Consider the following 25611-nt stretch of genomic DNA (forward strand, 5'->3'; position numbering starts at 1 on the left):
TTAGCGATGCTTAAGGTTCTGGCTTTGTCGTTGGCGTTGGGCTTTTCGGGTGCGGCATTCGCGAAGGCGGATTGCACGGCGCATCCGAAGAGCGAATGGATGAAGGAATCGGATGCCAAGGCGCAGCTTGAAGCGCAAGGCTACAAGATCCGCAAGTTCAAGGTCGATGGCAACTGCTACGAAATCTACGGTCACGACAAGAACGGCAAGAAGGTAGAGATCTATTACGACACGAAGACGCTGGCGGTCGTGAAGTCGGAAGTCGAGTGACGCTCGCGCCGTGAAAGTCTGGGACGGCTTCGTCCGGCTGACGCATTGGGCCGTCGCGGGCATCGTCTTGTGGAATCTGTTCGGACCGACGGATTCCACGCATCGCGTGCTCGGGTATGTCGCGGCCGGGCTTGTCGTTGCGCGTATCGTTTGGGGTTTCGTCGGCTCGCGTCATGCGCGGTTTTCGGCGTGGTGGCCGACGCGCTCGCATCTCGTCGACTATCTGAGGTCGCTTGCCAGGGCCAGGCCGATCCATCACGTTTCGCACAATCCGCTTGGCGGGTTGATGGCGCTCCTTCTCTGGTTCCTGATTCTCGCGCTCGCGCTGTCCGGGTGGATCATGCGGCTCGATGCGTTCTGGGGCGAGGACTGGCCGCAGGAGATTCATGCGTGGCTCGCCATCGCGGTCGAGGTTTGTGTCTGCGTGCACGTCGCCGCGGCCGTGCTGATGAGCGTGTGGACGCGGGAGAATTTGGTTCGGGCGATGGTGACGGGCAACAAAAAAGCCCCGTGACGCGAATCACGAGGCTTTCTCTCGACTCAATGCGAGGAACGCTTACTTCCCGCCCACGCTCTGCAACGTCGTCCACTTCCCGCCGACGACCTTATACAGCGTAATCCCGCCGTTCTTCAAATCGCCCTTCGAGTCGTACGACAGGTGCTTCGCCGTCACGCCCTGCATGTCGGTCTTCGCGAGGAACGGCAGGTACTTTGCCGGATCCGTCGAGTTCGCAGCCTTCATCGCGGTGAACATGGCCATCGCCCCGTCGTAGGCATACGGCGAGTACGTCTGCACGTCTTCGTTGAAGCGCTTCTTGTACTTCGCCGAGTAGTCCGCGCCGCCCGGCATTTCGTCCATCGGCAGGCCGGCGAGCGATGCCACCGTGCCGTCAGCCGCGTCGCCCGCGATCTTCAGGAACGTGTCGGTCTTCACCATTTCGCCCGCCATCAGCGGCGCGCGGAAGCCGAGCGTCTTCATCTGCTTGACCATCGGGCCGGCTTGCGAATCCGCGCCGCCGTAGTACACGAGGTCCGGATTCGTCGACTTGATCTTCGTCAGAATCGCCTTGAAGTCGACAGCCTTGTCGTTCGTGAATTCACGGTCGACGATCGTGCCGCCCGCCGCCTTCGCCGCCTTCTCGAACTGGTCGGCAAGACCCTGGCCATATGCCGTGCGGTCATCGACGATCGCGATCTTCTTGACCTTCAGCGTCTTCACCGCGAACTCGCCCGCGACCGAGCCTTGCTGCGTGTCGGAGGTCATCATGCGGAAGGCGGTCTTGAAGCCTTGCGTCGTGTACTCGGGCGCCGTCGCCATCGCGATTTCGGGGATGCCCGCGTTCGCGTAGATGCGCGATGCCGGGATCGTCGTGCCCGAATTGAAGTGGCCGAGCATGCCCTTGATGCCATCGTCGACGAGGCGTTGCGCCACGGTCGTGCCCGTGCGCGGGTCGGCCTGGTCGTCCGCCGAGTTCAGCACGATGCGAACCGGCTTGCCGCCGATCACCGGCTTCGTGGCGTTGAAGTCTTCGACGGCGAGCGTGATGCCGTTCTGCATGTCCTTGCCGTAGTGCGCCTGCGCACCGGTCAGCGGGCCGGCGTAGCCAACCTTCACGTCTTCTGCCTGCTGTGCAGCTGCGGTCCCCGCGAACAGGCCGGCGAGCGTCATGGCTGCCGCCAGCTTGGTCATCGTGTGCTTCATAGCTTCTCCTGTGTTCCAGTGTGGATGGCAGCCTGTGCCGCGCGTGTCTCCGTTACGCCGTGCCTGCTGCCGATTGTTTGAATTCGTTTGAACCGAGCGTTCGAGGGGTGTCTCAACCGATCGTCATCAAATTCGCATTGCCACCCGCCGCCGCCGTGTTCACGCTCACCGAGCGTTCCGTCAGCAGACGTTCGAGCGCGTAGTCTTCACCGTCGTGGCCAGCGTCGGCGAACGCTCCTGCAGCCACGCCCTGCACCGATACGATCGGTCCCGGACGCTTCGCGACTTCCTTCACGAGCGACAGCAGTTCATCGCTGTCGCCTTCGAACAAGACGGCGTCGAAGTCTTCCGCCGCTTTCCTGACCATCGCGAACGGCTTGAGCGCAGAAGGCAACGACGCCGCCAGTTGCTCGCCCGCCGAGCCGGAGAACAACGCCTTGTTGCCCGTCGCCAGCACGGCGGCTAGTTGCGCGCGCGCGCCGCTCGCCGTCGCCGCCACGCACAGCACCGTGCCGCGCGCGCCGAGCGTGTACGTGTTGCGTTCGCCGGTCGGTCCGCTCAACACGGCCGTCGCGCCCGCCATCACATGCTGCAGATAACCGTCGCAACGCGCGGCCGTCTGCGGATCGCGTTCGCCGATCGCCCAGTCGCGCAATGCGGTGAGCGCGGCCGTCGGCGTGTCCTTCGACGCCACCTGATCGACGACGAGCGTGCTCGCCAGCGATTTCGGCAGACCGGTCGGGCGCTTCGCGAGCAGACGCTGCAGATACAGCGCGCCGCCCGCCTTCGGACCCGTGCCCGACAGCCCTTCGCCGCCGAACGGCTGCACGCCGACCACGGCGCCGATCACATTGCGGTTCACATAGATGTTGCCGACATGCGCCCGCGAGATCACGTGCGCGATGGTTTCGTCGATACGCGTATGGATGCCGAGCGTGAGGCCATAACCCGTCGAGCGAATTTGGTCGAGGAGTTTATCAAGGTTCGAACGGCGATAACGCACCACATGCAGCACCGGGCCGAATACTTCGCGCTTGAGTTCGTCGATGCTATCGAGCTCGATCAGCGTCGGCGGCACGAACGTGCCTTGCGCGCAGGTGTCGGGCAGCGGCAGTTGCGTGACGTTGCGGCCCTTGTCGCGCATCCCGGCGATATGCGCGTCGATGCCGCGTTTCGCGTCGGCGTCGATGACGGGACCGACATCCGTCGACAGACGATCCGGATTGCCGACCGCGAGCTGGTTCATCGCGCCGGTCAGCATCTCGAGCGTGCGATCCGCGACGTCGTCCTGCAGGCACAGCACGCGCAGCGCCGAGCAGCGCTGGCCAGCCGAATCGAACGACGACTGCAGCACGTCCGCGACGACCTGCTCCGCGAGAGCCGACGAATCGACGATCATCGCGTTCTGGCCGCCGGTTTCGGCGATCAGCGGAATTGGGCGGCCATCCGGATCGAGGCGCTCGGACAGCGTCTTGTTGATGAGGCGCGCGACTTCCGTCGAACCGGTGAACATGACGGCGCGCGTGCGCGGATCGGCGACGAGCGCCGCGCCGACCGTCTCGCCATTGCCCGGCAGCAGTTGCACCGCGCCCGCCGGCACGCCCGCTTCGCGCAGGAGGCGAACGGCTTGCGCGGCGATCAGCGGCGTCTGTTCAGCGGGCTTCGCGAGCACCGGGTTGCCCGCGGCCAACGCAGCGGCGACCTGGCCCATGAAGATCGCGAGCGGGAAGTTCCACGGGCTGATACACACGACCGGACCGAGCGGGCGATGCGTATCGTTCGAAAACTCGGCGCGAATCTGCGACGCGTAGTAGCGCAGGAAATCGATGGCTTCGCGAATCTCCGCGATCGCGTTCGGCAGCGACTTGCCCGCTTCGCGCACGACGAGGCCCATCAGCGTGTGCATTTGCGCTTCGAGCAGATCGGCGGCGCGCGCGAGGCAATCGGCGCGGTCTTCGACCGGCGTCGCCTGCCAGATCGGCGCGGCGGCGACCGCGTTGGCGATCGCGGCGCTCACCTGTTCCGGCGACGCTTCCACGACCGTGCCGACGAGATCGCGCAAATCCGACGGATTGCGCACATCGCGCGCGACGCCGTTGCCGATGTCACCGCCTTCGAGCATCGGTTCCGCGCGCCACGGATGATGCGCGCTCGCCAGCAACGCCGACGACAGCGAAGCCAGCCGATGCTCGTTCGACAGATCGAGGCCCATCGAATTGGAGCGCTCGTTGCCGTAAAGCTGACGCGGCAGCGGAATCTTCGCGTGCGGCGCGCCGAGCGGCGTGATCGCCTGCGCTTCGTCGATCGGATCGCGCACGAGTTCCTTCACCGGAATCGATTCATCGGCGATGCGGTTCACGAACGACGTGTTCGCGCCGTTTTCCAGCAGACGGCGCACGAGATACGCGAGCAGCGTTTCGTGCGTGCCGACCGGCGCATACACGCGGCACGGACGGTTCAGCTTGTCGCGGCCCGTGACTTCTTCGTAGAGCGGCTCGCCCATGCCGTGCAAGCACTGGAACTCGTACTGGCCGGGATAGTAGTTCTGTCCGGCGAGGTGATAGATCGCGGAGAGCGTGAACGCGTTGTGCGTCGCGAATTGCGGATAGACGGCATCCGGCGCGCCGAGCAGCTTCTTCGCGCACGCGAGATACGAGATGTCCGTGTAGATCTTGCGCGTATAGACCGGATAGCCCTCGAGTCCATCGACTTGCGCGCGCTTGATTTCCGTGTCCCAGTACGCGCCCTTCACGAGGCGAATCATCAGGCGATGACGGCTGCGGCGCGCGAGATCGATCAGATAGTCGATCACGAACGGGCAGCGCTTCTGATAACCCTGCACCACGAAACCGATGCCGTTCCAGCCCGCGAGCTCCGGATCGAAACAGAGCGCTTCGAGCAGATCGAGCGAGATTTCGAGACGATCGGCTTCCTCGGCGTCGATGTTCAGGCCGATGTCATAACGGCGCGCCAGTTGCGCGAGCGAGCGCACGCGCGGCAGCAGCTCGTTCATCGTGCGTTCCTGCTGCGAGCGCGAATAACGCGGATGCAGCGCGGAGAGCTTGATCGAAATGCCCGGGCCTTCGTAGATGCCGCGCCCGCCCGCCGCCTTGCCGATCGCGTGGATCGCCTGCTCGTAGGACGCGTAGTAGCGCTGCGCGTCTTCTTCCGTCGTCGCGGCCTCGCCGAGCATGTCGTACGAGTAGCGGAACCCGCGCGCTTCGTACTTGCGGCTGTTCGCGAGCGCTTCGGAAATCGTCTCGCCGGTGACGAACTGCTCGCCCATCAGGCGCATCGCCATGTCGACGCCCTTGCGGATCAGCGGCTCGCCGCCCTTGCCGATCAGACGCGTCAGCGCCGACGACAAGCCCGCTTCGCTGTTCGTCGTGACGAGCTTGCCGGTGATCATCAAACCCCACGTCGCCGCGTTCACGAACAGCGACGGCGCCTGGCCCATGTGCGATTTCCAGTCGCCCTTGCTGATCTTGTCGCGAATCAGCGCGTCGCGCGTGGCGCGGTCGGGAATGCGCAGGAGCGCTTCGGCGAGGCACATCAGCGCGACGCCTTCCTGGCTCGACAGCGAGAATTCGTGGATCAAACCTTCGACGCCGCCGCCCGAGCTTTTCGCGCGCAGCGCTTCGACGAGCTTCGTCGCGAGCTTTTCGGTTTCGGCCGCGACGTTCGAAGGCAGTCGCGCCTGACCGATCAGGAACGGCACGCACTCCGGCTCCGGCCGGCGATACGCCGCCGTGATCGCCGCGCGCAGCACCGATTGCGGCTGCACGTTCTGCGCGAAATCGAGGAACGGATGCGGCGCGCCGTCTTCGTCGCCATCGACGGAAGGTGCATCCGCCATTTCCGACGAGCCGTTCGCACCCGTCAGTTCGGGCGGAAGCTGGCCATGCTCGATGCGCTCCAGATAAGCGAAGATCGCCTGCTTGATAAGCCAGTGGGGAGTGCGTTCGAGGCGCGTCGCGGCATCTTTGAGCCGGGAACGCAGCAGATCGTCGACTTTGACGCCTAGGGTTGTGCTCGCCATATTTCCTTCGTTTGCCGGTCGTGCTCGGCCGGCCAGAGACCTGAAAAGTTGGCGAATCGTACCCCGCTGATTTAAAAGGTGCAACCGAGATTTTCGCTAGGGTTGCACCACAATGAAACCCTTGTGGCACAAGGCTTTGAGCGGTGCACCGCCGGATGGCGCGCGGCGCTCGGTGCCTAGTAGTTTCCCTAATCCGGAATTTTTGAGACGGCCCCTAAGTAAATCCTCGGACACCGCCGTTATAAACGCCATGCGCCGTCGATGGCGACGCCTTCAGCGGTCGATATTCCGCGATTTCGGGGAGAGCAACGAGCATGAGCACTTGGATGGTGGTGGCCGGCGTTTGGGCGATGTTCGCGGTCTGCGTCGTGTTGTTCGTGCGGGGCGCGTCGCCGCACGTTCATCGGTCCGATGACGCTTCCGGCCAAGGCGACCGCGCGGTCAGCGACGTTCCACGCGCCGAAATCTGAATCAGACGTCCAGCGGATCGACTTCCACGTTCCAGCGCAGCACGCCCTTGAGGGAGCGCAGCACCGGCTGCCACGCGCGCAGCGACGCCTGCAGCGCGGCCCGCGACGCGCTTTCGAGCAGCAGTTGCGCACGGTGGACATTGAACACTTTCACGATGGTGAGCGGAACCGCGTCGTAGACCGTCACGCGCTCAGCGCCGGGCAGAGGTCCGAACGCCGCCGCCGCTTCTTCGAGGAATTTCAGCGCCGCATCGAGCGTGCGGCCTTCGGCGCGCAGCATCGCCTGATAGACGAACGGCGGCAGACGCGCGTCGCGGCGTTCGGCGAGCGTCGAATTGGCGAAACCCACGTAGTCTTGTCGCGAAAGCGCCTGATACAGCGCGTGACGCGGATAGCGCGTCTGAATCATCACTTCGCCGGGCAAGCCCGCGCGTCCGGCGCGCCCGCTCACCTGCGTCAGTTGCGCGAAGAGCCGCTCGCTCGCGCGAAAGTCGTGGGAGAAGAGCGCGGTGTCCGCGTTCAGCACGCCGACGAGCGTCACGCGCCGGAAATCATGGCCCTTCGCGATCATCTGCGTGCCAACGAGAATGTCGACTTCGCCCGCGTGGACATCGGAGAAAAGCGCCTGCGCGCTGCCTTTGCGGCGCGTGCTGTCGGCGTCGATGCGCAGCACGCGAGCACCCGGCACCACGCTCGCGAGCGTTTCCTCGACGCGCTGCGTGCCGCGGCCCATCGGCGCGATATCGATGTTGCCGCATTCCGGACACGACTTCGGAATGCGCGATTCCCAGCCGCAGTGATGACAACGCAGCGCGCGCTCAGGCTTATGCAGCACGGCATACGCGCTGCAACGCGGACAACCGGCGACCCAGCCGCAGGCTTCGCAGGACAGGATCGGCGCATAGCCGCGCCGGTTCAGGAATACGAGGCTTTGCTCGCCGCGCTCGACGCGTGTCTTCAGCGCCGCGATCAGCGGCCCCGCGAGCCCCTCGACCGAGGCGCGGCCTCGCCGTCTTTCCTCTTCCAGATCGATGAGCCGGACGCTCGGCAGCACCGCTTCGGCGACGGCGCGGCGCGTGAGCGTGAGTCGCGTGTAGCGGCCCTGCTCGGCCTGCCACCAGGTTTCGAGCGATGGCGTCGCCGATCCGAGCACGACGGGAATATCCAGTTGCTTCGCGCGATAGATGGCGAGATCGCGCGCGGAGTAGCGCAAGCCTTCCTGTTGCTTGTACGCGGGATCGTGTTCCTCATCGACGACGATGATCGCGAGCTTCGGCATCGACGCGAGAATCGCGAGGCGCGTGCCGAGCACGATGCGCGCGCTGCCCGTATGCGCCGCGAGCCAGTTGCGCGCGCGTTCGCCTTCGGCGAGTCCGCTGTGCATCGTGACGATCGAGCCGTCCGCGAGCGCCGCGAAACGCGCGCGAAACGCCGCTTCGAACTGCGGCGTCAGATTGATTTCGGGAACGAGGACGAGCGCCTGCGCGTCAGGCCGGTCGGCGAGCAACGCGGCGAGCGCGTGCAGATACACCTCGGTCTTGCCACTGCCCGTCACGCCGTGCAGCAGGAACGGGGCGAACCCTTGCGCGCCGGAAATTGCATCGACGGCTTCGCGTTGTTCATCGGTCAGCAAGGGCAGCGGCACCGCGCCGGTCGGCAGCATGGGCGCGCTCGCGTCGGGTTCGGCGATCTGCGCTGTCACCGCTTCGATCCATCCGCGCGCGATCCAGTCGTCGAAGGTCGCGCCCGCTTTCGGATGCAACGCACGCGCGTCGGACAACGTCAGCGACGGCTGTTCCGCGAGCGCATCGGCGAGACGCCGGAGGGCGCTGGCGCGGGCGGGCAAAGCATCGGGGAGTTGCGCGCGCCCTTCGGGGAGAATCCGAAAGCGCGGCTCGACGGCAAAAAGGCGATCCCAGCGCGAGGCGTCGCGCAACGCCTGCGGAAGCGCCGGCAGCGCGACTTCGCCCAGCCCGCGCTGATAGTAATCGGCGGCGAAGCTGACAAGCGCGATCCACTTTTCCGACAGCGGCGCGCAGCCTTCGCAAATCGAAGTGATGTCGCGCAGTTTGGCAGCGGGCACGTCGCTTGAATGGGCGATTTCGCAGATCAACCCGACGACTTCGCGTCGCCCGAACGGCACCTGCACCAGCATGCCGACGGCAGGCGCGGCCGGCAGCGCATAGCGGTAGTCGAACAGCACGGGCATGGGCTGATCGACGGCGACGCGGACGAATAGATCAGTCACCGCGCGGGACCCCGCGCAAGACGGTTCGACAGAACCAAGCGCCCGAGGCGGGAGAAGTTAAAGTGAAACATCAGAATCGTCTGTAAACCGCCGATTATTTTTGGATTTCCGATGCTTTCCACAGCCCTGTGGATAACTTTGTTGAGAAGTGCGTCCGTGATCGCCGCAAACAATGTCACGAATCCCTTATGTGCGCTAACCCACATTTCGGGCGAAGCCGTCGAAATGCGTTAAGAATCATTGGCTTGAAGCACATATAGCGACATCTTATTGGTTGCTGTAAGCCATACGTCTGATGGCGCGCCGCAGCGAACAAATTGTGCATAAGTTCAGTCTTGACATCGGGGAGCGCCGCCTGAGGCGGGCGATCCGGACAGAACCCTCCAGTTCCTGATCACTTGCCCCGAATCACCGATATTGCACTGCAGCACGCGTCCGCAACGCAGGCTTTCGTACGCCGTTTACCGGGCGGCTTGGTCGGCGCGCATGGCGCGGCTATGTCGATGAACCTCGTCGACCAGCTCCGCGACATTTTCCGGCGGCGTGAACTGCGAGATGCCGTGGCCCAGGTTGAAGACGTGGCCCGGAAAATTGCCGAAGCTTTCGAGCACGGCGCGCGCTTCGGTGCGGATCGACGCGGGCGGCGCGAACAACACGCTCGGATCGATGTTCCCCTGCAGCGCTACACGCGAGCCGACCTTTTCGCGCGCCCGGCCGAGATTCATGGTCCAGTCGAGACCGACCGCATCGACGCCCGTCGCCGCGATTTCCTCGATCCAGAGTCCGCCGCCCTTCGTGAACGTGATGACCGGGACGCGCGCGCCATCGTGCTCGCGCTTCAGGCCGGCAACCACCTTCGCGATGTATTCGAGCGAGAAGCGCTGATACGCGCCATCCGCGAGTGCGCCGCCCCATGTATCGAAGATCATCACGGCCTGCGCGCCCGCTTCGATCTGCGCGTTCAGGTAAGCGGTGACGGCTTGCGCGTTGACCTCGAGAATGCGATGCATCAGGTCCGGCCGCGAATACGCCATCGACTTGACCGTGCGATGGTCGTCCGAGCCACCGCCTTCGACCATGTAGCACGCGAGCGTCCACGGACTACCGGAGAAGCCGATCAGCGGGACCTTCTGGCGGCCTTGCGCGTCGGTGAGCGCGCGGCGAATCTGGCTTACGGCGTCGGTGACGTAGGAAAGCGTCGCGCCGATGTCCGGCACGGCAAGGCGCTTCACATCGTCTTCGGTACGCACCGTGCGCTCGAAACGCGGCCCCTCGCCCTGCACGAAGTTCAGACCGAGCCCCATTGCGTCGGGGACGGTCAGGATGTCCGAGAAGAGAATCGCGGCGTCGAGCGGAAAGCGTTCGAGCGGCTGAAGCGTGACTTCGGTCGCGTAATCCGGATTCTTCGCGAGACCGAGAAAACTGCCCGCCCGAGCACGCGTCGCGTTGTATTCCGGCAGATAGCGCCCTGCCTGGCGCATCAGCCAGATCGGCGTGTAGTCGGTCGGCTGGCGCAAGAGCGCGCGCAGGAAGGTGTCGTTCAGAAGAGTGTGTGCCACGTCGCTCGATGCTCAAGGCAGAGAATCGTCCATTCTACCGGAGCGGTCGAACGTTTACGCCGGCTGAGCCCGGCAATTCGGAACGGCTCATGCCGCGCGGCCTATGTCGTTTGGCCGGATTTCGGGCAAGCGAAGCCCTCGTTATGATCAGTGTGCTTACACAACTAGAACCAGGAGAATCGATGCAACGCACGTCCGTCAGTCTCGCAGCCGCTGCCTTCGCGGTGTCGCTCTCGCTTTTGAACGCCGCGCACGCGCAGACGATTCAGGCCGGCACCGTCGCCGGAGCAAAGTCCGCCGCGCCCGCGCCTTCGTCGGTTGCCGCGCCCTCTCGCCTCGACGACATCCTCGCACGCCACACGCTGCGCGTCTGCACGACCGGCGATTACAAACCGTACTCGTTCCTGCGTCCGGACGGGCAGTTCGAGGGCATCGACATCGATCTCGCGGAAAGTCTCGCGAAGTCGCTCGGCGCGAAGGCCGAGTATGTGAAGACGTCGTGGTCGAATCTGATGAACGACTTCATCGCGAAATGCGATATCGCCGTGGGCGGCGTCTCGACGACGCTCGAACGGCAGAAGCGCGCGTTTTTCACCGCGCCGTACATGGAAGACGGCAAGACGCCGATCGTGCGTTGCGACGATGTCGAGAAGTATCAGACCGTCGCGCAGATCGATCAGCCGAACGTGCGGACGATCGTGAATCCGGGCGGTACGAACGAACGCTTCGCGAAGCAGTTCTTTGCGCACTCGCAACTGATCGAGTATCCGGACAACGTGACCATCTTCAAGCAGATTCTCGACGGCAAGGCCGACGTCATGGTCACGGACGCATCCGAAACGCTGCTTCAGCAGAAGCTCAATCCGGGGCTGTGCTCGGTGCATCCGGACAAGCCGTTCCAGTTTGGCGAAAAGGCGTATCTGCTGCCGCGCGGCGACGTGCCGTTCCAGCAGTATGTCGATCAGTGGCTGCATCTCGCCCGTTCGTCGGGCGAGTTCCAGGCTGTCTATGACAAGTGGCTGAAGTAGCGGTCAGCGCGCGGCGCGCAAGAGTTCGCCGGTGCGCTCGCCGATCTTGCGCAGCCAGCCGAGCGCCGCGTCGGACTGTGAATGCATGCGGCCGAATCCGTGCGTCATGTCGCGCGCGTCGATCAGCTCGACACGGCCGCCGTTCGCTTGTAGGAAGCGTTCGAGTTCGACGGCGTCGTCATAGAGCGGATCGTACGCCGCCGCGACGACGATCGCGGGCGCCGGCGTGCGCTCGAACGGCTCGGAGAGCGGAAAGGCGCGCACATCGTGCGCCTGCGGTGTTTCACCCGAAAGGAACTGGATCCAGTACCACTTCATCTCATCGTTCGTGAGACCGGGACCGTTCGCATTGGCGATGCAACTCGGGCTCTCGAACTGACGACGCATGACCGGGTAAAGCAGCAGTTGCAAGCCGACGATGCCCGCGACGCGCTCGTTCGCGCCGCGTGCCGCAACAACCGCCAGATGCGCGCCCGCGCTGTCGCCGCCGACAGCCAGCCGGTCGGTCGCGAAGCCGAGCCGCGACCGGTGCTCCGCGAGCCAGAGCAGCGCGTCGAGCGCGTCTTCGCACGGCGCGGGAAACGGATGCTCGGGCGCGAGCCGGTAGTCGACGCTCGCCACCGCGCATTGCGAGTCGCGCGAGAGCCGTGCGACGAGGCCATCGTGCGTGTCGATATCGCCGACGACCCAGCCGCCGCCGTGAAAGTACACGATCAGCGGCAGCGGGCCGCGGGCCTCTTTCGGCTTGTAGATGCGGGCGGCGAGCGTGCGGCCTTCGAGATCGAGCTGAATATTTTCCGCCGTTACGGCATCGTCGCGCTCTCCGGCGTAAGCTCGAGCGACCTTGCTGAAGCGCTCCCGGATCGCCAGCGCGTCCGCGTCGGGCGGCAAAGCCGGAAAAGCGTCCTCGACGGCGCGGTAATAGCGAAGCAGGGCTGCATCAATGCTCATGCGTATCTCCATAGGTTTTTGTGTCGTTATGCGCGCGCGGCCTACTTTGCGCATCGATTTCATGCGTTCGGGCGTTCGATTTCCGCGAAAAAAATAGAATAATCGCACGAGTTCGAAAATCTGCAATCGCGCGTCAAGTCATCCCGAACGGATTAATCGTCCGAATAACAGACAATATATCGGTCGAAATCTGGACAATCGCGCTCGAAAATTTCCTCCGAGCCTTATCGGGCGCGGGTTACAACCTGAAACACTTTGTTACGGCGACTCGGATTCAATTCGCCCACAATCTGTTGAAACGGTTTCAACACGGATGTATTGCGTCGCGTCGTGCGAGAACAACGCGATCCGATGGCAGGCTGTGGCCGAAGCACTCACATTTGGGGCATCGGTGTTGGGATCGTTATTCGAATGCAAGGCATTCGACACATCCCACGTTTGGTCTCCTCGCGCTAACCCCGTAGCGTGTGGTTTTTAGCGGGCTCCAGGCCCGCTTTTTTTTCGCCCGGACAAACGTTTGCGTTTTGGGATTTCAACACCCGAACGTTTCGTCCAATGACAGAAGGGAGCGCCGCAGCGCTCCCTTTGTCTTTTCACCGCGAAGCGGCGCCGAAGTTCAGGCCGTTTTGGCCTCGGCGATCTTCAGTTCGTCGATCATGCGAGCGCGCATCACGAATTTCTGCGCCTTTCCGGTGACGGTCATCGGCAGTTCGTCGACGAAGCGGATGTAGCGCGGAATCTTGTAGTGCGCGATCTGTCCTTGGCAAAACTCGCGAATTTCCTCCTCGCTCGCCTGCTCGCCGGGACGCACGACGATCCACGCGCATACTTCCTCGCCGTATTTCTGATCGGGCACGCCGAAGACCTGCACCGACTGCACCTTCGGATGACGGAACAGGAATTCCTCGATTTCGCGCGGATAGACGTTCTCGCCGCCCCGAATCAGCATGTCCTTCAGGCGGCCGACGATGTTGCAGTAACCTTCCGCGTCGATGGTCGCGAGGTCGCCGGTGTGCATCCATCCGTCGACGATCGCCTCGCGCGTCTTGGCGTCGTCGCCCCAGTAGCCTTTCATCACCGAATAGCCGCGCGTGCACAGCTCGCCGGTTTCGCCGACCGGCACGATATTGCCCAGCGGATCGACGATCTTCACTTCCAGATGCGGCTGAATGCGTCCGACGGTCGTGGTGCGCTTGTCGAGCGGATCGGTCGTCGAGCTCTGGAAGGACACGGGGCTTGTCTCAGTCATGCCGTACGCGATCGTGATCTCGCTGAGATGCATCTTCGACACGACGCGCTTCATCGTCTCGATCGGACACGGCGAACCCGCCATGATGCCCGTGCGCAGCCGGCTCAGATCGTACTTCCCGAAGTCCGGGTGGTCCAGTTCGGCGATGAACATCGTCGGCACGCCATGCAGCGCCGTGCATTTTTCCTCGTGCACGGCAGCGAGCGTCGCGGCGGGGTCGAAGGCTTCGCCGGGAAACACCATCGTGCAGCCCGTCGATACGCACGCGAGCACGGCCAGGACCATGCCGAAGCAGTGATACAGCGGCACCGGAATGCACAGCGAATCCTGCTCGGTCAGGCGCATCGCCATTGCGATATAGCGCGCGTTGTTGACGATGTTCCGATGTGTGAGCGTCGCGCCCTTCGGATTGCCGGTCGTGCCGCTCGTGAACTGGATGTTGATCGGGTCGTCCGGCTTCAGCTTCGCCTCGACTGCGTCGAGCGGCGTCGCGTCGAGCCGTTCGCGACCGGTACGCATCACGTCCTCGAAATTGAGCATGCCGGGCGTCTTGCTCTCGCCCATGCGGATCACGGCGCGCAATTCCGGCAGATTCGCGGCGTGAAGCGCGTTCGGCTCGGCATGCGCGAGTTCGGGCGCGAGCGTCTGCAGCATCTCCAGATATTTCGATGACTTGAACTGCTCGGCCGCGATGATCGCCTTGCAGCCGACCTTGTTCAGCGCATATTCGAGCTCGGCCAGCCGGTACGCCGGATTGATGTTGACGAGCGTGGCGCCCATGCGCGCGGTGGCGAACTGCGTGAGCAGCCATTCGATGCGGTTGGGCGACCAGATGCCGACGCGATCACCCGCCTCGATGCCGAGCGCGAGCAGTCCGCTCGCGAGCACGTCGATCTGATTTGCGAACTCGCGCCACGTCCAGCGGATGTTCTGCTCGCGGAACACGACGGCCGGGCGATCGGGGAATCTCCCAGCGGTTTCGAGAAGGAAGCGCGCAACGGTCGCGTCGCTCAATGGGATGTCGGTCGCGCCGCGAACATAGGAAATGCCGTCGCGCGGTTCGATCTGCGCGCCGGCGTGGGTCGGTTCAGTTGTCATCGATGGTCTCCGCCAATGTGAATCGCCGCCCGGTGAAGGCTAATTGGAGGCCATTGTGCATCGCGAGGACGGGCGCGGGCATTGAGTGTTTCCCGCAATGCCGCTTTCGTGCAATCGGCGAAAGATGCGCTGAATCAATCGCTTACGTGAATCGGAGTGAGCGCCACATAACCGTTATGCAGATTTGCGTGCGCGATTTGCCGATTAGGAGCATAAAAAAAGCAGCCCGAAGGCTGCTTTCTTGACCTGCTGATCGCTGCTGCTCGATGCGTCGTGCGCTTAGTGCTTTGCGTGCGCCTTGCGCAGACGTTGGATCGCCGCGAGTTGAGCCGTCGCGTAAGCGAGTTCCGCTTGCGCGGTCGCGTACTCGAGCTCCGAGGTGTTGTTTTGAATCGCTTCCTCGGCGCGCTTCTTCGCCTGCTCTGCCTTCGCTTCGTCGAGATCCGCGCCGCGGATGGCTGTATCGGCGAGCACGGTCACGATGCCCGGCTGGATTTCGAGAATCCCGCCGGCAACGAACACGAACTCTTCCGTACCGTCTTCCGCCTCGATACGCACCGCACCGGGACGAATGCGCGTGATGAGCGGCGTATGACCCGGCAGAATGCCGAGTTCACCCGCTTCGCCCGGCAGCGCGACGAACTTCGCCTGGCCCGAGAAGATCTGCTCTTCCGCGCTGACGACGTCTACCTTGATGGTTGCCATGTATGTCGACTCCTGTCGTCGGTGTCATGAGTGGACGCCCGCGCTGCGCGGACGTCCGCCTGAAAAACACCCGACTCTTACTGGATCTTCTTGGCCTTTTCGAAGGCTTCGTCGATCGTGCCGACCATGTAGAACGCCTGCTCCGGCAGATGATCGCACTCACCTTCGACGATCATCTTGAAGCCGCGGATGGTTTCCTTCAGCGGCACGTACTTGCCCGGCGAGCCCGTGAACACTTCAGCAACGTGGAACGGCTGCGACAGGAAACGCTGGATCTTACGAGCGCGCGCAACCGACAGCTTGTCTTCCGGCGACAGTTCGTCCATGCCCAGAATCGCGATGATGTCGCGCAGTTCCTTGTAGCGCTGCAGCGTCTGCTGCACGCCGCGCGTGATCGTGTAGTGCTCTTCGCCAATCACGTTCGGGTCGATCTGACGCGAGGTCGAATCGAGCGGGTCCACTGCCGGATAGATACCCAGCGAAGCGATGTCACGCGACAACACGACGGTTGCATCCAGGTGGCCGAAGGTCGTAGCCGGCGACGGGTCGGTCAAGTCATCCGCAGGGACATACACGGCCTGAACGGACGTGATCGAGCCGGTCTTCGTCGACGTGATGCGCTCTTGCAGCTTGCCCATTTCTTCAGCCAGCGTCGGCTGATAGCCCACTGCCGAAGGCATACGGCCGAGCAGTGCGGACACTTCCGTACCCGCCAGCGTGAAACGATAGATGTTGTCGACGAAGAACAGCACGTCGAGGCCTTCGTCACGGAAGTGCTCGGCCATCGTCAGACCGGTCAGCGCGACGCGCAGACGGTTGCCCGGCGGCTCGTTCATCTGGCCGTAGACCAGCGCGACCTTGTCGAGAACGTTCGAGTCCTTCATTTCGTGATAGAAGTCGTTCCCTTCACGGGTACGCTCGCCAACGCCCGCGAACACGGAGTAACCGCCGTGCTCCTTCGCGATGTTGTTGATGAGTTCCATCATGTTCACGGTCTTGCCCACGCCTGCACCGCCGAACAGACCGACCTTGCCGCCCTTCGCGAACGGGCAGATCAGGTCGATAACCTTGATGCCGGTTTCGAGCAGTTCCGTCGACGGCGACAGCTCGTCGAACGAAGGTGCGTTCTGGTGGATCGAACGCGTCGTTTCCGATTCGATCGGACCCGCTTCGTCGATCGGACGGCCGAGCACGTCCATGATGCGGCCGAGCGTCGGCTTGCCGACCGGCACGCTGATGGGCTTGCCCGTGTTCTTGACCATCGTGCCGCGGCGCAGGCCGTCGGATGCACCCAGACAGATGGTGCGAACCACGCCGTCGCCCAGCTGCTGCTGGACTTCGAGCGTCAGTTCGGTGCCTTCCAGAATGAGCGCGTCGTAAATCTTCGGCATTTGCGCACGCGGAAATTCCACGTCGATAACGGCGCCGATGCACTGTACGATCTTGCCTTCTACCAAAGCAGTAGTACTCATCGCATTTCCTTTAGATACTGTGTTCTTTCACGCGGCCGTCAGACCGCTGCGGCGCCGCCGACGATTTCCGACAATTCTTTCGTAATCGCGGCCTGGCGGCTCTTGTTGTAGACGAGCTGCAGTTCGTTGATCACGGTCTTCGCGTTGTCCGACGCGGCCTTCATCGCGACCATGCGCGCGGATTGCTCCGACGCCATGTTTTCCGCGACCGCCTGATAGACGAGCGCTTCGACGTAGCGCACGAGAAGCTCGTCCACCACGGTTTGCGCGTCCGGCTCGTAGATGTAGTCCCACGAGGTCTTCGGCGTGACGCCGCCTTCGTCCTTCGCGTCCAGGTCGTCCACCGACAACGGCAGCAGTTGCTCGATCACCGCTTCCTGCTTCATCGTGTTGATGAAGCGCGTGTACGCGAGGTACACCGCGTTGATCTTGCCTTCCGAATACAGGTCGAGCTGCACCTTGATCGCGCCGATCAGCTTTTCCAGATGCGGCGTGTCGCCCAGTTGCGTGACTTGCGACACGACCTTCGCCTTCAGGCGATTCAGGAAGCCGAGTCCCTTGCCGCCGATCGCCGAAGCTTCGATCTGGACACCGCTTTGATCGAGTTCCTTGATCTTGTTCAGCGACGCACGCAGGATGTTCGTGTTCATGCCGCCGCACAGACCCTTGTCGGTCGTGACGAGGATCAGGCCGGCCGTCTTTGCGCCCTTGTTCTCGACCATGAACGGATGGCGATACTCGGGGTTCGCACGGCTCATGTGCGATGCGATCGAACGGACCTTGTCGGCATACGGACGGGCGGAACGCATGCGCTCCTGGGCGCGGCGCATCTTCGATGCGGCGACCATTTCCATCGCTTTCGTGATCTTGCGCGTGTTCTGCACGCTCTTGATCTTGCCGCGAATTTCCTTCATTCCAGCCATTGCTTACTCCTTGATCGAAGCCGCGCGACGTCCGGTGACATCGCGCGTTGCTCCTCTATCCCGATCAATAAGCGCCCGACTTCTTGAAGTCCTTCAGCGCGGCATGCAGTGCGCCTTCGTCGTCCTTCGACAAGTCTTTATTGTCTTCGATGCGCTTAATCAGATCGCCGTGGCTGGTCTTCAGGAATTCGCGCATGCCCTTTTCGAATGCGAGCACTTGCGAAACTTCGAGATCGTCCAGATAGCCGTTGTTGGCTGCGAACAGCGCGACGGCCAGTTCCCACACTTGCAGCGGCTGATACTGCGGCTGCTTCAGCAGTTCCGTCACGCGGCGGCCGCGCTCGAGCTGCTTGCGGGTGGCTTCGTCGAGGTCCGATGCGAACTGCGCGAACGCGGCGAGCTCGCGATACTGCGCGAGGTCGGTACGGATACCGCCCGACAGCTTCTTGATGACCTTCGTCTGAGCCGCACCGCCGACGCGCGACACCGACACGCCCGCGTTGATAGCAGGGCGGATACCGGCGTTGAACAGGTCGGTTTCCAGGAAGATCTGGCCGTCGGTAATCGAGATCACGTTCGTCGGAACGAATGCGGTCACGTCGCCGGCTTGCGTTTCGATGACCGGCAGTGCCGTCAGCGAACCGCTCTTGCCTTTCACTTCGCCGTTCGTGAACTTCTCGACGTACTCTTCCGAGACCCGAGCCGCACGCTCGAGCAGACGCGAGTGCAGATAGAACACATCGCCCGGATACGCTTCGCGGCCCGGCGGACGGCGCAGCAGCAGCGAGATCTGGCGATACGCCCACGCCTGCTTGGTCAAGTCGTCATAGACGATCAGCGCATCTTGGCCGCGATCGCGGAAGTATTCGCCCATCGTGCAGCCGGCGTACGGCGCGAGGTACTGCATCGCGGCCGATTCCGAAGCCGAAGCCGCCACGACGATGGTGTAAGCCATCGCGCCGGTTTCCTCGAGCTTGCGCACCACGTTCATGATCGACGAAGCCTTCTGGCCGATCGCGACGTAGATACAGATGAGATCCTTGCCCTTCTGGTTGATGATCGCGTCGACGGCCACCGCGGTCTTGCCGCACTGACGGTCGCCGATGATCAGCTCGCGCTGGCCACGGCCGATCGGCACCATCGAGTCGATCGATTTCAGACCCGTCTGCACCGGCTGCGACACCGACTTACGCCAAATCACGCCCGGGGCGATCTTTTCGATTGCGTCCGTTGCCTTCGCGTTGATCGGGCCTTTACCGTCGATCGGGTTGCCGAGCGCGTCGACCACACGGCCGACGAGTTCCGGACCGACCGGCACTTCCAGAATGCGGCCCGTCGTCTTGACGATGTCGCCTTCCGAGATGTGCTCGTACTCGCCGAGAATAACGGCGCCGACCGAGTCACGTTCGAGGTTCAGCGCGAGGCCGAAGGTGTTGCCCGGGAATTCGAGCATTTCGCCCTGCATCACGTCCGACAGGCCGTGGATACGCACGATACCGTCGGTCACGGAGATCACGGTGCCCTGGTTGCGAACGTCCGCGCTCGCTTCAAGGCCCTGGATCCGGCTCTTGATCAGCTCGCTGATCTCAGAGGGATTGAGTTGCATTATTCGCTCCTGATAGTCAATTCTGTTGCGTGCCAGTCATCAGACTCGGTTGATCGCATTAATTCGCAAATTAAGCGGTCAGAGCCGTCTGCATGCTGGCGAGGCGCGCGCGGACCGAGGTATCGAGCACTTCGTCGCCAACCGTCACGCGAACGCCGCCGATCAGCGACTGATCGATTTCGACGGTCGGTTTCAGCTTGCGCTGGAACTTGCGTTCGAGGCTTGCAACGAGGTCGTTCAACTGTTCGCCTTCGAGGGGGAACGCGCTCACGATGTGAGCATCGGCAGCACCTTCACGGGCGTTCTTCAGCTCGTCGAACTGGACGGCGATTTCCGGCAGCAGCGGCAGGCGATGGTTCTCGACCAGCATGCCGACGAAGTTCTTCGCTTGAGGCTGGCTTTGGGCCAACGGCGACTTCACTGCGGCGAGCAGGAGATCGACGATTTGCTGGCGGCTCACCTTCGGGCTCGAAGCGACCGTTTCCACTTCGGGCAGACGCGCAACCTGTGCCAGCTCCTCAACGAAGGTGGACCAGCCCGCGAGATCGCCGGTTTCGGCCACGCGGAACAGCGCTTCTGCGTAAGGACGAGCGATGGTTGCAAGTTCGGCCATGATCAGAGCTCGGTTTTGAGTTGATTCAGCAGATCGGCGTGTGCCTTCTGATCGACTTCGCGCTTCAGAATCTGCTCAGCGCCTTTCACAGCCAGCGCAGCGACTTCGCCACGCAGCGCTTCGCGAGCCTTCACGATTTGCTGGTCGGCGTCGGCCTTGGCTTGCGCAACGATACGCGCGGCTTCGGCTTGAGCGTTGGCCTTGATTTCTTCTGCGACTGCGGCAGCGCGCTTTTCAGCGTCGGCGATGCGTTGCTGGCCGTCGTTGCGCGCTTGCGCGAGTTCCTGGTCGACGCGCTTGTGCGCAGCTTCGAGTTCCGCTTTGCCCTTGTCGGCGGCGGCGAGGCCGTCGGCAATCTTCTTCGAGCGCTCGTCGAGGGCGTTGATCAACGGCGGCCACACGAACTTCATCGTGAACCACGCGAGGATCAGAAACACGACCATTTGCGCAAACAGGGTTGCGTTGAGATTCACGGTGTTTCCTTAAACGTTGCTTGATCGGAGGTGAAACGGTTAAAAGGCGCTCATCGGCTTGTTGAGCTCGATCAGCGCCTCACCCGTTCCGTTAAGCGTCTTTAAAAAGTCAGACGCACACTTCCGAGGAACCTCAGCCTGCGAGCTTCGAGAGCAGCGGGTTCGCGAACGCAAACAGCATTGCCACACCAACGCCGATCAGGAACGCCGCGTCGATCAGACCAGCCAGCAGGAACATCTTGGTCTGCAGCGGGTTCATCAGTTCCGGCTGGCGGGCGCATGCTTCGATGTACTTGCCGCCCATCAGACCGATACCGATACAGGCGCCGATTGCACCCAGGCCGATGATGATGCCGATACCGATGGCGGTCAGACCTTGGATGTTGGCGATGAAAGCTTGCATGATCACTCCTTTGATTAAAGACTTTGGAACTGGATTTATAAAAAACGAAAACCTAAAACCTGAACGATTCCGGAACGTGCCGCAACGCGTCAGTGTGAGTCATGCGCCTGGCCGATGTACACCAGCGTCAGCATCATGAAAATGAACGCCTGCAACAGCACGATCAGAATGTGGAAGATCGCCCAAACCGTGCCCGCGACCACGTGGCCGATGAAGCCGAGCACGGAAGCGTCCGCACCGAACGTCCACATGCTGCCCAGAAGGGCGATCAGCAGGAACAGCAGTTCGCCGGCGTACATGTTGCCGAACAGCCGCATGCCGAGCGACACCGTCTTGGCGACGAACTCGATGATGTTCAGCGCGAGGTTCGGAATCCACAGCAGCGGATGCGCGCCGAACGGAGCGGACAGCAGTTCGTGCACGAAGCCGCCAGCGCCCTTGATCTTGAAGTTGTAGTAGATCATCAGCACGAACACGCCGAGCGCGATACCGATGGTGCCGTTGAGGTCAGCCGTCGGAACGATGCGATGATGCGGAAGGACGTTTTCGAGACCGAGCCAGCCGATGATGCGCGGCGGCAGATCCACGGGGATGAAGTCGAGCGAGTTCATCAGGGCGACCCAGACGAACACGGTCAGCGCGAGCGGAGCGATGAAGCGGCGGCTGCCGTGGATCATCGACTTCGACTGGTCTTCGACCATTTCGACCAGCATCTCGATGGCGCACTGGAAACGGCCGGGAACACCGGACGTCGCCTTGCGTGCAGCAAGACCGAGAATGACGATGGTGATGACACCGCACACGATCGACCAGAACAGCGTGTCGAGATTCCAGACGTGGATGTCGAAGATCGACGTCTGTGCGTGCGTGGAAAGATTCTGCAAGTGGTGCGCAATGTACTCGGACGGATCCAGAGCGTGCGTTCCTTCGCTAGCTGCCATATCGTTAAAGCCACCCAAATTGTCAAAAATCTTTCGCCGCCTGTCGCTTCCGAGCCGCCGCTTCGCGGCGCGGCTCCGGGTCGAGAGGCCCGAGTGCGGCACAACGTCCGCACTTGTTCATACGTGATGCTACTTACAATCCGTGCTGCGGGCACTTACCTGGGACGTCAAGAATCGTCACCGAAGCGCCATTGCAACCCAGTAAGTCTTCAGAGCGACGATGTACGTAACGAGCAGCGGCAACCACAACGCGCTCTTGTACCAGTACGCGACCGCCACGAACATGGCGATCGTCGCTCCCATCTTGAGCGCTTCGCCGATCATCCAGCTCATGATCGTCTCCGCGCCGCTCTTCGCCCGCAGGCGCGCGGCGAACAGAGCGCTCGGCACCCAGCAGATCGCTCCCCCCAGAAATGCGGACAGCGCAGCATCGCCCGGCGGCTTGTAGAACAGCCACCACAACAGCGTCGCACCCAGGGACAAAACCATTTGCGCTGCCACGACCTTAAACGGCGTGACACGCGATGGACGACTCACCTCGGGCCCAAACAGCTTCTGTGCCTGATCCCGCGTGAGCGGAACGATATTATTTTCTTGCGCTTCGGCATCCCACGAGTCGCTCGACGAACTGCGCGGCTGATTTCCGGAGGCGTTTTCATCGCCGGTTGCGTGAGCGTCCGGCGCTCGATTTTCCTCTCGCACCGTCTTCCAACCTTCAACCAAAAGTCCGGGAAAATCACCCTGCGCTTTCGCTGCGCTTTCGAGGTGGCCTAGCTGATAAATCCGGGCGATTGTAAGCGATTGTTGTCACGGATTCAATAGTTTAGGCGCGTCAAAAACCAAGCAGACGAACCTTAAAAAACGGTCTCAAAAGCGAGACTTTCCTTGCAATTGCAAGGAGATTTTCATTCGATGGAGGAGCCTGCGCCGAGCATCAAACGAGCGCCCAGCCGATGACGATTGCCACGATCCAGAACGGGATCGACACCATGTGAAATGGCATCCACATGCCTTTTTCACCCGACAAGCGCACGGCGATGAGATTCGCGAGCGAACCGATTGCGATACCGAATCCACCGACGCTCACGCCAAATGCGAGCGCGCGCCAGTCCTTCGAGAACTCCGCGAGCACGATGGCCGCCGGCACGTTGCTGATGGCCTGCGACAGCACCGCGCCCGCCGCATACGCGCGCATCGGCGTATCGATGCCTATATGGGCGATGCCTGCGTGAATCGACGGCAACGCGGCCGCGCTGCGCAGCACGATGAACATCATCACGAAGATGAGGAGCAGCAGCCAGTCGATCTTCAACACGACTTCACGTCGCCACAACAGGAAGACGGCCGCCAGAACGGCCAGCGCCGGGCCGGCGTGATGCGCATCGGCGAGCGCGACGAACGCCGCAAACGCGAGCACGCTGACACCGCACAGCACGCGATCGACGCGATGTTCCTCGACATCGCCGGAAAGATCCAGCGGCTCCGCGCGGAACATCGCGAACGTGACGATGCCGAGCAGCGCCATCAACGCGGCGCACAGCGGCAGCATCGCCCAGACGAACGCCGGGAAGCCGACGCCGCTCGTCTGCCACAGGAAAAGGTTCTGGGGATTGCCGAGTGGCGTGAGAATCGAGCCTGCGTTGACCGACAGCGCAATGACGATGACGAGCCGTTTGATCGGCAGCGGCGCGAGCTTGTGCAACGACAAGGCGAGCGGGACGACGGCGAAAAGCGCTACGTCGTTGGTCAGCACCGTGGAGAGGCCCGCGGCGAGCGCCACGAGGAGCAGCGCCAACGTGCGTTCGCCATGAATGTGATGCACGAGCCGATGCGCGGCCCACATCAGGAATCCTGATAATTCGATGGCCTTGGTCAGCACCAGCAGGCCCGCGAGTGTAAGCACCGTCTGCCAGTCGACGAGACCCGGCAGGGACATCCACGGACGTGGGTGGGCGATCTGCAACACGACGAGCGCGAATACCAAAATGGCGAGAACCGGCTCTTTCGAGACGGCCCGCCAGATGCGCGCAAGAAAGTCGGAACGTGTACGGTTGACGTCGAATTCGGACAAGATGTGCGCGGGTCAGGCTGTGGGAGTCGTCGCTTCGATGCTGCCGCGCAGCTTCGTCAGAATGCCTTCGAGCGAGTCGAGCGTGCCGAAATCGATCGTGACTTTTCCGCGCCCTCTTCCGCCCAGCTTGATCTTCACGTTGGCCGATAGCAGATCCGACAACTCTTCTTCGAGCCGACGCGTATCACGTCCGCCGTCGTTCGCGGCGCGTGCTTTTGTCGCAGGCGCTTCCTTGGTCGTCGCCGCGACGAGGCGCTCCGTTTCACGCACCGACAAGCGGCGATTGACAACGTGATTGGCAAGTTGAATTTGCGTCGCTGCGTCGACGGCGAGCAGCGCGCGCGCGTGGCCCATGTCGAGGTCGCCGGCGAGGAGCATCGTCTGAACGGGCGTCGCCAGGTTCAAAAGACGCAACAGATTAGAGACGGCGCTGCGCGAGCGGCCGACCGACTCGGCAGCCTGTTCGTGCGTGAAGCTGAACTCATCGAGCAGGCGCTGGATGCCCTGCGCCTCTTCCAGCGGATTCAAATCCTCGCGCTGGATGTTTTCGATCAGCGCCATCGCTGCGGCAGCCTGATCTGGCACGTTTTTTACGAGAACGGGGACTTCATCGAGCCCCGCCAGGCGCGCGGCGCGAAAACGCCGCTCGCCTGCGATGATTTCATAGTGATCGTCGCCGACCGAGCGCACGAGGATCGGTTGCATCAGCCCTTGCGCGCGGATACTCGCCGCGAGCTCCTGCAGCGCGCCCTCGTCCATGCGCGTGCGCGGCTGATACTTCCCGGCCTGCAGCTTGTCGAGCGGCAACACCGACGGCGTGCCTTCACCGCGCACGGCTTCCGTAATGTCGACGCTGCCGCCGAGCAATGCATCCAGGCCTCGGCCCAAACCCTTCTTTTTCATCACAGCGCTCATTTCGGTTCCTCCATCGGCGTGACTGCCGCATCGAATGGGTTTGCTTAGTTGAGGTCGAGCGCACGCACGCGCTCGATCATTTCCGTGCCGAACTGGATATACGCCTGCGCGCCGCGCGACGATTTGTCGAACACGACACCCGGCAGCCCGTAGCTCGGCGCCTCGGCAAGACGCACATTGCGCGGGATCACGACATCGAACAGCTTGCTGCCGAAATGCTCTTTCAATTGATCCGACACTTGTTGTTGCAGCGTGATCCGGGGATCGAACATCACGCGCAGCAAGCCGATGACCTTCAGGTCGCGGTTCAGATTGGCGTGAACCTGCTTGATCGTGTTCACGAGGTCGGACAGCCCCTCCAGCGCGAAGTATTCGCACTGCATCGGAATCACCACGCCGTGCGCCGCGCACAACGCGTTGAGCGTCAGCAGCGAAAGTGCCGGGGGGCAATCGATCAGCACGAAGTCATAGTCATCGACTACTTCTTCGATCGCGACGCGAAGAATGCGCTCGCGGTTTTCCATGTCCACGAGTTCGACTTCCGCGCCAGCGAGTTCGCGATTGGCCGGCAGCACGTCGTAACCAACGGCCTCCGGACGGGTACGCGCTTCGCGCAGCGTGACGCCATCGACGAGCACTTCGTAAACCGTGTTCTCGCACGCGGCCTTGTCGATGCCGCTACCCATGGTCGCGTTGCCCTGCGGGTCCAGGTCGATCAGCAACACGCGCTGACCCAGCCCCGCGAGGCTCGCCGCGAGATTGACCGCTGTCGTGGTCTTTCCAACGCCGCCCTTCTGATTTGCGACGCAGAAGATTTTTGCCATCGTTTAGTGTCCTCGTTTCTTCGCTGTCAGAAGATCAGCGTGCCTGGAATG

The 25611-nt window shown here is 62.6% G+C and carries 22 protein-coding genes; 4 read left to right on the forward strand and 18 right to left on the reverse strand.

Going from position 1 to position 25611, the window contains the following annotated elements; genetic code table 11:
* Positions 1-6: 6 nt before the first annotated feature.
* Both BG60_RS18555 and BG60_RS18560 read left to right on the forward strand, forming a co-directional pair.
* The gene (locus BG60_RS18555) at positions 7-270 is read left to right on the forward strand and encodes a PepSY domain-containing protein (protein ID WP_008352500.1); all 264 of its coding nucleotides are present in this window, start codon (positions 7-9) and stop codon (positions 268-270) included.
* Between the two features lie 10 nt (positions 271-280).
* A complete protein-coding gene (locus tag BG60_RS18560; RefSeq protein ID WP_008352497.1) occupies positions 281-784 on the forward strand; it encodes a cytochrome b/b6 domain-containing protein in 504 nt (167 codons plus the stop codon).
* 42 nt (positions 785-826) lie between these two features.
* Here the strand turns inward: BG60_RS18560 and BG60_RS18565 are convergent, their stop codons facing one another.
* Positions 827-1972 carry a branched-chain amino acid ABC transporter substrate-binding protein gene (locus BG60_RS18565; protein ID WP_008352495.1) on the reverse strand — a complete coding sequence of 382 codons (1146 nt, stop codon included), beginning with the start codon at positions 1970-1972 and terminating at the stop codon, positions 827-829.
* Between the two features lie 112 nt (positions 1973-2084).
* A complete protein-coding gene (putA, locus tag BG60_RS18570) occupies positions 2085-6011 on the reverse strand; it encodes a trifunctional transcriptional regulator/proline dehydrogenase/L-glutamate gamma-semialdehyde dehydrogenase (protein ID WP_008352493.1) in 3927 nt (1308 codons plus the stop codon).
* A gap of 314 nt (positions 6012-6325) precedes the next feature.
* On the opposite strand from putA, the gene BG60_RS38765 reads away from it, so the two are divergent.
* A complete protein-coding gene (locus BG60_RS38765) occupies positions 6326-6481 on the forward strand; it encodes a hypothetical protein (RefSeq protein WP_160172900.1) in 156 nt (51 codons plus the stop codon).
* A 1-nt stretch (position 6482) separates the two neighbouring features.
* Here BG60_RS38765 and BG60_RS18575 read toward each other — a convergent pair whose 3' ends face one another.
* Both BG60_RS18575 and hemE read right to left on the reverse strand, forming a co-directional pair.
* Positions 6483-8729: a primosomal protein N' gene (locus tag BG60_RS18575; RefSeq protein ID WP_008352491.1), complete on the reverse strand. Its 2247-nt coding sequence runs from the start codon at positions 8727-8729 to the stop codon at positions 6483-6485.
* A 461-nt stretch (positions 8730-9190) separates the two neighbouring features.
* Positions 9191-10288, reverse strand: coding sequence for a uroporphyrinogen decarboxylase (gene hemE, locus BG60_RS18585; RefSeq protein ID WP_008352487.1), 1098 nt, complete (start codon positions 10286-10288; stop codon positions 9191-9193).
* Between the two features lie 182 nt (positions 10289-10470).
* Here hemE and BG60_RS18590 point away from each other — a divergent pair, with 182 nt between their 5' ends.
* Complete coding sequence (locus BG60_RS18590) at positions 10471-11316, forward strand: transporter substrate-binding domain-containing protein (RefSeq protein ID WP_008352486.1); 846 nt, start codon at positions 10471-10473, stop codon at positions 11314-11316.
* 3 nt (positions 11317-11319) lie between these two features.
* On the opposite strand, the gene BG60_RS18595 is transcribed toward BG60_RS18590, so the two are convergent.
* From BG60_RS18595 to BG60_RS18660, 14 genes are all read right to left on the reverse strand, one after another.
* Entirely contained in the window at positions 11320-12267 is a 948-nt protein-coding gene (locus BG60_RS18595) for an alpha/beta hydrolase (RefSeq protein ID WP_034472368.1), read from the reverse strand.
* A gap of 616 nt (positions 12268-12883) precedes the next feature.
* Positions 12884-14614 carry an AMP-binding protein gene (locus BG60_RS18600; RefSeq protein ID WP_008352482.1) on the reverse strand — a complete coding sequence of 577 codons (1731 nt, stop codon included), beginning with the start codon at positions 14612-14614 and terminating at the stop codon, positions 12884-12886.
* A gap of 279 nt (positions 14615-14893) precedes the next feature.
* On the reverse strand, positions 14894-15319 hold the full coding sequence (locus tag BG60_RS18605; protein WP_008352481.1) for a F0F1 ATP synthase subunit epsilon: 426 nt from the start codon (positions 15317-15319) through the stop codon (positions 14894-14896).
* Between the two features lie 77 nt (positions 15320-15396).
* Positions 15397-16791, reverse strand: coding sequence for a F0F1 ATP synthase subunit beta (gene atpD / locus BG60_RS18610; protein WP_033536458.1), 1395 nt, complete (start codon positions 16789-16791; stop codon positions 15397-15399).
* Between the two features lie 38 nt (positions 16792-16829).
* The gene (gene atpG, locus BG60_RS18615) at positions 16830-17714 is read right to left on the reverse strand and encodes a F0F1 ATP synthase subunit gamma (RefSeq protein WP_008352479.1); all 885 of its coding nucleotides are present in this window, start codon (positions 17712-17714) and stop codon (positions 16830-16832) included.
* 64 nt (positions 17715-17778) lie between these two features.
* Positions 17779-19320: a F0F1 ATP synthase subunit alpha gene (gene atpA / locus BG60_RS18620; RefSeq protein WP_008352478.1), complete on the reverse strand. Its 1542-nt coding sequence runs from the start codon at positions 19318-19320 to the stop codon at positions 17779-17781.
* Positions 19321-19390: 70 nt separating this feature from the next.
* A complete protein-coding gene (locus tag BG60_RS18625) occupies positions 19391-19933 on the reverse strand; it encodes a F0F1 ATP synthase subunit delta (protein WP_034472325.1) in 543 nt (180 codons plus the stop codon).
* 2 nt (positions 19934-19935) lie between these two features.
* Positions 19936-20406, reverse strand: a complete 471-nt coding sequence (locus BG60_RS18630) for a F0F1 ATP synthase subunit B (RefSeq protein ID WP_008352476.1) — start codon at positions 20404-20406, stop codon at positions 19936-19938.
* Between the two features lie 133 nt (positions 20407-20539).
* A complete protein-coding gene (atpE, locus tag BG60_RS18635) occupies positions 20540-20809 on the reverse strand; it encodes a F0F1 ATP synthase subunit C (RefSeq protein ID WP_007180033.1) in 270 nt (89 codons plus the stop codon).
* Positions 20810-20898: 89 nt separating this feature from the next.
* Complete coding sequence (atpB, locus tag BG60_RS18640) at positions 20899-21750, reverse strand: F0F1 ATP synthase subunit A (RefSeq protein ID WP_008352455.1); 852 nt, start codon at positions 21748-21750, stop codon at positions 20899-20901.
* Positions 21751-21927: 177 nt separating this feature from the next.
* Positions 21928-22452, reverse strand: coding sequence for an ATP synthase subunit I (locus BG60_RS18645; RefSeq protein ID WP_033536468.1), 525 nt, complete (start codon positions 22450-22452; stop codon positions 21928-21930).
* 232 nt (positions 22453-22684) lie between these two features.
* The gene (locus BG60_RS18650; RefSeq protein ID WP_008352451.1) at positions 22685-23821 is read right to left on the reverse strand and encodes an SLC13 family permease; all 1137 of its coding nucleotides are present in this window, start codon (positions 23819-23821) and stop codon (positions 22685-22687) included.
* A 12-nt stretch (positions 23822-23833) separates the two neighbouring features.
* Complete coding sequence (locus tag BG60_RS18655; RefSeq protein WP_008352449.1) at positions 23834-24736, reverse strand: ParB/RepB/Spo0J family partition protein; 903 nt, start codon at positions 24734-24736, stop codon at positions 23834-23836.
* A 44-nt stretch (positions 24737-24780) separates the two neighbouring features.
* Positions 24781-25560, reverse strand: coding sequence for a ParA family protein (locus BG60_RS18660; RefSeq protein ID WP_008352447.1), 780 nt, complete (start codon positions 25558-25560; stop codon positions 24781-24783).
* Between the last annotated feature and the right edge of the window lie 51 nt (positions 25561-25611).

This window comes from Caballeronia zhejiangensis (assembly GCF_000698575.1).
Classification (GTDB): domain Bacteria; phylum Pseudomonadota; class Gammaproteobacteria; order Burkholderiales; family Burkholderiaceae; genus Caballeronia; species Caballeronia zhejiangensis.

Excerpts from the sequence above, each read along its gene's own strand:
- BG60_RS18595 (WP_034472368.1), bottom strand. The coding sequence starts at position 12,267 with ATGAGCATTGATGCAGCCCTGCTTCGCTATTACCGCGCCGTCGAGGAC.
- BG60_RS18555 (WP_008352500.1), top strand. The coding sequence starts at position 7 with ATGCTTAAGGTTCTGGCTTTGTCGTTGGCGTTGGGCTTTTCGGGTGCG.
- atpD (WP_033536458.1), bottom strand. The coding sequence starts at position 16,791 with ATGAGTACTACTGCTTTGGTAGAAGGCAAGATCGTACAGTGCATCGGC.
- atpB (WP_008352455.1), bottom strand. The coding sequence starts at position 21,750 with ATGGCAGCTAGCGAAGGAACGCACGCTCTGGATCCGTCCGAGTACATT.
- BG60_RS18605 (WP_008352481.1), bottom strand. The coding sequence starts at position 15,319 with ATGGCAACCATCAAGGTAGACGTCGTCAGCGCGGAAGAGCAGATCTTC.
- BG60_RS18600 (WP_008352482.1), bottom strand. The coding sequence starts at position 14,614 with ATGACAACTGAACCGACCCACGCCGGCGCGCAGATCGAACCGCGCGAC.
- putA (WP_008352493.1), bottom strand. The coding sequence starts at position 6,011 with ATGGCGAGCACAACCCTAGGCGTCAAAGTCGACGATCTGCTGCGTTCC.
- atpG (WP_008352479.1), bottom strand. The coding sequence starts at position 17,714 with ATGGCTGGAATGAAGGAAATTCGCGGCAAGATCAAGAGCGTGCAGAAC.
- BG60_RS38765 (WP_160172900.1), top strand. The coding sequence starts at position 6,326 with ATGAGCACTTGGATGGTGGTGGCCGGCGTTTGGGCGATGTTCGCGGTC.
- BG60_RS18625 (WP_034472325.1), bottom strand. The coding sequence starts at position 19,933 with ATGGCCGAACTTGCAACCATCGCTCGTCCTTACGCAGAAGCGCTGTTC.
- BG60_RS18565 (WP_008352495.1), bottom strand. The coding sequence starts at position 1,972 with ATGAAGCACACGATGACCAAGCTGGCGGCAGCCATGACGCTCGCCGGC.
- BG60_RS18660 (WP_008352447.1), bottom strand. The coding sequence starts at position 25,560 with ATGGCAAAAATCTTCTGCGTCGCAAATCAGAAGGGCGGCGTTGGAAAG.
- atpE (WP_007180033.1), bottom strand. The coding sequence starts at position 20,809 with ATGCAAGCTTTCATCGCCAACATCCAAGGTCTGACCGCCATCGGTATC.
- BG60_RS18590 (WP_008352486.1), top strand. The coding sequence starts at position 10,471 with ATGCAACGCACGTCCGTCAGTCTCGCAGCCGCTGCCTTCGCGGTGTCG.
- BG60_RS18655 (WP_008352449.1), bottom strand. The coding sequence starts at position 24,736 with ATGAGCGCTGTGATGAAAAAGAAGGGTTTGGGCCGAGGCCTGGATGCA.
- atpA (WP_008352478.1), bottom strand. The coding sequence starts at position 19,320 with ATGCAACTCAATCCCTCTGAGATCAGCGAGCTGATCAAGAGCCGGATC.